This window comes from Nocardioides sp., from assembly GCF_030655615.1.
Classification (GTDB): Bacteria; Actinomycetota; Actinomycetes; order Propionibacteriales; family Nocardioidaceae; genus Nocardioides.
The window spans coordinates 1-5177 of the sequence record NZ_JAURVJ010000194.1 but is presented as its reverse complement, the minus strand read 5'-3'; the positions used below and the strand labels follow the sequence as shown (position 1 = coordinate 5177).

The window sequence follows — 5177 nt, the reverse complement described above, 5'->3', positions numbered from 1 at the left end:
CGCCGGCGCCGGCGCTGCGCGACCCGGGCGGCGACGAGGTCGCTGGCCCCGGTGGGGACGTCGAGGGCCGTGCTGAGCCGCTCGTAGGCGGCCTCGATCGTGGGGGACTCGGTCATCGGTTCAGCTCCTGCTCCCGCCCGCGGGCGTGGTCCTTGAGTCGGTCGGTGCCGCGCGAGAGGTGGCTGCGGGCCGTCCCCTCCGAGCACCCCATCCGGGCAGCGACCTGGCGGGTGTCCAGGTCCTCGACGTAGCGCAGCGCCAGGGCGGTGCGCTGCTGGGGCGTCAGCGTCGCGAGCGCGGCGACCAGCCAGCCGTCGACCTCGCCGACCACGACCGCCGCCACCGCGGTGTCGGGCGGCTCGCTCGTCGGCCGCTCGCGGCGCAACCGCCGGACCCGGTCGATGTTGAGCCGCACCATCACGGTGCGCGCATAGGCGCCGGGGTCCCCGTGGATCCGTCGCCACTTCTCGACGACCCGCGCGAGCGTCTCCTGGGTCAGGTCCCAGGCGTCGTGCGGGTTGCCCGTCAGGGCGTGGGCGAGGCCCAGCAGCCGATGCTGGTGGGCGGTGACGAACTCGTCGTACTCCGGCATGAGCACCTCCGCCTGTTCAGACGAGGAGAGCCGCCGAGATGTTGAGACGTCAGCGCAGGGAGTAGGTCGCCATCGACACGCCGATGTAGTGCGTGGCGAAGGCCAGCACCGTGAAGACGTGGAAGACCTCGTGGAAGCCGAAGTACTGGGGCCAGGGGTTGGGGCGCTTGAAGCCGTAGACCACGCCGCCCATCGTGTAGAGCGCGCCGCCGGCGCCGATCAGCACGAGGACCGCGATCGCGGTGGTGGAGCCGAGGACGGCCTCGGCGCCGTCGATGAAGCCCGGCAGGAAGAACACCGCCGCCCAGCCCATGCCGATGTAGATCGGCGTGTAGAGCCAGCGTGGGGCGTCGGTCCAGAAGACCCGGAAGAACACGCCCAGCACCGCGCACGTCCACACGGTCGTCAGCAGCACGACCCGCTGGGTGCCCTCGAGGAGCATCAGCGTCAGCGGCGTGTAGGAGCCGGCGATGAGGATGAAGATGTTGGCGTGGTCGAAGCGCCGCAGGAACGCCCAGACCCTCGGCGACCAGGTGCCGGTGTGGTAGATCGCCGAGACCCCGAACAGGAGCAGCGCCGAGGCCGCGAAGACCGCCGACCCGGTGCGGGTGCTCGAGGTGGGGGACAGGCAGATCAGCACGATCCCGCCGACCAGCGCGATGGGCGCGGTCGCGAGGTGCAGCCAGCCGCGCAGCCGAGGCTTGATCGCCTCCAGGGTCTGCTCGGCCCGGTCGCCGATCGTCTCCAGTCCCGCGCGGACCGCCTCGTTGGCGTTGTGCAGGGCTGGGTTCATGTGGCGAGGGTAGCGGGGTGGCGGTCGGCTCGGACCCTCTCCACGGATGAGCATGGCCACACCGGCGCGGGGGTCTGTGGGTCGCCTGTGCGCTCGGTCGGCGGGTCCGGTGGGCGCGGTGGTGGGCGCGGTGGTGGGCGGATCGAGGTGCGGGGCCGGGCCGGGGTCGCCGCAGCGGCCGGGGCCCGACCGGGGTGCGTCAGGCCTGGCCGGGGAGGTTGAGCCCCTCGGACGGCTGCACGATGACGAAGCCCTGGCCCTGGAAGGCGACCTGCACGGCCTCGCCGGAGCCGCGGCCGATGAGCGCGCCGGCGCTCATCGTCGACTTCAGTGACGTGTCGAGGTGGGCCGACCAGGCGACGATCGCGTCGGTGTCGGCGAACGTCGGTGCCTCTGCCGCGTTGAGCACGACCGGCTCGCCGTCGGTGACGATCGCGACCCAGCCGCTGCCGCGCAGCGTCGTGTTGAACAGGCCGCCGGCGAGCATGCTCGCGCCCTTGACCCGCTCGATGTTCCACTGCAGCGAGGCCGAGAAGGCCAGCACGTTCTTGCCGTTGGCGGAGATGCCGGTGTTGTTGAGGTGCAGCAGGTGCACGTGCTTGGCGGTGTCGGCGATGAACACGTCGCCCTGGCCCTCGACCCGCATCAGCGGCAGGCCCTCGCCGGTCAGCGCCTTCTTGAGGACCCGCCCGGCGCCGCCCGCGCCCTGGTAGGCGAACGTCACGTTGCCCTGGTAGGCGACCATCGAGCCCTGGCGGGCCATGAACGGCTCGGTCACGCGCACCCGGAGCAGCTTGCTGTTCTGCAGCTGCGGGCCGGACCCGCTGACCTCGGAGAACCGGCCGTCGATGAGGTCGCCGGTGATGCCGGCGAACGCGTCGCCGGAGAAGCCCTGCTGACCCTGCGGCTGCCCGCCGTACTGGCCCTGGGGCTGGCCCTGCTGGCCCTGGGGCTGGGACTGCGGCTGGGACTGGGCGGGCTCGGACTGCTGCGGCTGCGCGGTCGCGGCGTCCATCGGCGACGTCGCCTGCACGCCCTTGTCGACGACGTGCTCGGTCCACTGCGAGCCGTCCCAGTAGCGGAGCTCGTGGCGGCCGGTCGGGTCGGGGTGCCAGTCAGCGGTCATCGGTACGTCGCTCTCTTCGGTCGGTTCGGTGGGTCGGTTCGGGCGGGATTGCGGGCGCGAGGCTCTCCGGGTGTCCTACCATCGCCAGGTGGCGGACTGGAAGCGGGGAGTGCGGAAGGTGCTCTACCCGGCCTACGAGGCGCGGGTGCTGCGCCGCATCGGGCCGCTCTCCGACAGCCTGCCCCAGCACGTCGGGGTCATGCTCGACGGCAACCGCCGGTGGGCGCGGGCCGTCGGCCGCGAGACCGAGCACGGCCACCAGGCCGGCGCCGCCAACATCGAGCCGCTGCTCGGCTGGTGCGACGAGGTCGGCATCGAGGTGGTCACCCTGTGGCTGCTCAGCACCGACAACCTCAACCGTCCGGCCGCCGAGCTCGAGCCGCTGCTCGAGATCATCGGCGACGCCGTCGACTCCCTCGCGAGCCAGCGTCGCTGGCGCCTCCACCCCGTCGGCGCGCTCGACCTGCTGCCCGACGACCTCGCACGGCGCCTCAAGGACGCGGCCGAGGCCACGGCCGACGTCGACGGGATGCTCGTCAACGTCGCGGTCGGCTACGGCGGGCGCCGCGAGATCGCCGACGCCGTACGGTCGCTCCTCCACGAGCACGCCGCTCGCGGCACCTCGCTCGAGGAGCTCGCCCAGATCATCGACGTCGAGCACATCGCCGACCACCTCTACACCAAGGGCCAGCCCGACCCCGACCTCGTGATCCGCACCTCCGGCGAGCAGCGCCTGGGCGGGTTCCTGCTCTGGCAGAGCGCCAAGTCGGAGTTCTACTTCTGCGAGGCCTACTGGCCCGACTTCCGGCGCGTCGACTTCCTGCGTGCCATCCGCGCCTACGCCCTGCGTGAGCGGCGGCACGGGGTCTGAGTTCCGCGGGACTCGTGACTCGGGTTTCACCGGCCGACCGGTGAATGCCGAGCTCGGACGCTCATGCTTTGTCGTCCCAGCTCGGGTTTCACCGGCCAGCCGGTGAAACCCGAGTGGCCCGAAAGGCCCGCAACACTCCCGTCACCTGACCGTCATCACGCGTTCGGGCGTGTCGCCACGAAACCGCCGCGGGGCGTCGTACGGTCGCCTGAGTGGCGAGTGGGGAAGCTCGCCGCAACCGGGAGGCCCGAGCGTGAGCGATCACGACCTTTGCACCACTGGCGACAGCGCTGCTGTCGTCGTGGGAGAAGGACGCCGGCACTCCGGCGCTCGGGCTCCTCTCCGGTCCATCGCTGACTGAGGACCGGGCGACGAGTGCGCGCGCGGTCACGTAAGGGGATCACCGTGGCCGACTCCCGCACCTACGTGCTCGACACCAGCGTGCTGCTCGCCGATCCGGGCGCCATGCGGCGCTTCGAGGAGCACGAGGTGGTGATCCCCGTCGTGGTGATCACCGAGCTCGAGGGTAAACGGCACCACCCCGAGCTGGGCTACTTCGCCCGCTCGGCGCTCCGGATGCTCGACGACCTCCGGGTCAGCCACGGACGGCTCGACGAGCCGATCCCGATCGGTGAGTCCGGCGGCACGCTGCGGGTCGAGCTCAACCACACCGACCCCGGGCTGCTGCCGTCGGGGTTCCGGCTCGGTGACAACGACACCCGCATCCTGGCCGTCGCGCTCAACCTCTCCGACGAGGGCTGCGACGTCACGCTGGTCTCCAAGGACCTGCCGCTGCGCATCAAGGCCTCGGTCGTGGGGCTCGACGCGGAGGAGTACCGCGGCGAGGCCATCAACGACTCCGACACCGGCTTCTCGGGGATGGCCGAGCTCGACGTGGCGGCCGACGTCCTCGACGAGCTCTACGACGACGGCGAGGTCGACCTCGAGAGCGCCCGCGACTACCCCTGCCACCAGGGCCTGGTCCTGCTGTCCGACCGGGGTACGGCGCTCGGTCGCGTCGGTCCCGACAAGCACGTCCACCTCGTGCGGGGCGACCGCGAGGCCTTCGGCATCCACGGCCGCAGCGCCGAGCAGCGGATCGCGCTCGAGATGCTGCTCGACCCCGAGGTCGGCATCGTCTCGCTGGGCGGGCGCGCCGGCACCGGCAAGTCGGCGCTCGCGCTGTGCGCCGGCCTCGAGGCCGTGCTGGAGCGCCGCCAGCACCAGAAGGTCGTGGTGTTCCGGCCGCTCTTCGCCGTCGGCGGCCAGGAGCTCGGCTACCTGCCCGGCTCGGAGACGGAGAAGATGTCGCCCTGGGGCCAGGCGGTCTTCGACACGCTCGGCTCGATCACGTCCAAGGACGTCATCGACGAGATCCTCGACCGCGGCATGCTCGAGGTGCTGCCCCTCACGCACATCCGCGGACGCTCGCTGCACGACGCGTTCGTGATCGTCGACGAGGCCCAGTCGCTGGAGCGCAACGTGCTGCTGACCGTGCTCAGCCGCATGGGTCAGAACTCGCGGGTGATCCTGACCCACGACGTCGGCCAGCGGGACAACCTGCGCGTCGGACGGCACGACGGTATCGCCAGCGTGATCGAGAGTCTGAAGGACCACGATCTGTTCGGACACGTGACGCTGATGCGCTCCGAGCGCTCCGCGATCGCGGCCCTCGTCACCGAGCTCCTGGAGGGCGGAGAGCTCAGCTGACGGGTTGGTCCCGATCTGCTCACCCGGCTCCGATTCGCTCATGTGTTCAGGCCTACAGTGAGCGGATCGGGACGGCGTGCGCGGA

General features: G+C 71.5%; 5 protein-coding genes. 2 read left to right on the top strand and 3 right to left on the bottom strand.

Annotated features, from left to right (window positions below):
• Nucleotides 1-112: 112 nt before the first annotated feature.
• The 3 genes from Q7T52_RS16370 to Q7T52_RS16360 form a co-directional block, all read right to left on the bottom strand.
• Entirely contained in the window at nucleotides 113-592 is a 480-nt protein-coding gene (locus tag Q7T52_RS16370) for a SigE family RNA polymerase sigma factor (protein WP_304804356.1), read from the bottom strand.
• A 49-nt stretch (nucleotides 593-641) separates the two neighbouring features.
• A complete protein-coding gene (locus Q7T52_RS16365) occupies nucleotides 642-1385 on the bottom strand; it encodes a hemolysin III family protein (RefSeq protein ID WP_304804354.1) in 744 nt (247 codons plus the stop codon).
• Between the two features lie 199 nt (nucleotides 1386-1584).
• Nucleotides 1585-2511 carry an AIM24 family protein gene (locus tag Q7T52_RS16360; RefSeq protein ID WP_304804353.1) on the bottom strand — a complete coding sequence of 309 codons (927 nt, stop codon included), beginning with the start codon at nucleotides 2509-2511 and terminating at the stop codon, nucleotides 1585-1587.
• An 88-nt stretch (nucleotides 2512-2599) separates the two neighbouring features.
• On the opposite strand from Q7T52_RS16360, the gene Q7T52_RS16355 reads away from it, so the two are divergent.
• Both Q7T52_RS16355 and Q7T52_RS16350 read left to right on the top strand, forming a co-directional pair.
• Nucleotides 2600-3382, top strand: a complete 783-nt coding sequence (locus Q7T52_RS16355; protein WP_304804352.1) for an isoprenyl transferase — start codon at nucleotides 2600-2602, stop codon at nucleotides 3380-3382.
• A 405-nt stretch (nucleotides 3383-3787) separates the two neighbouring features.
• Entirely contained in the window at nucleotides 3788-5092 is a 1305-nt protein-coding gene (locus tag Q7T52_RS16350; protein WP_304804350.1) for a PhoH family protein, read from the top strand.
• Nucleotides 5093-5177 lie beyond the last annotated feature (85 nt).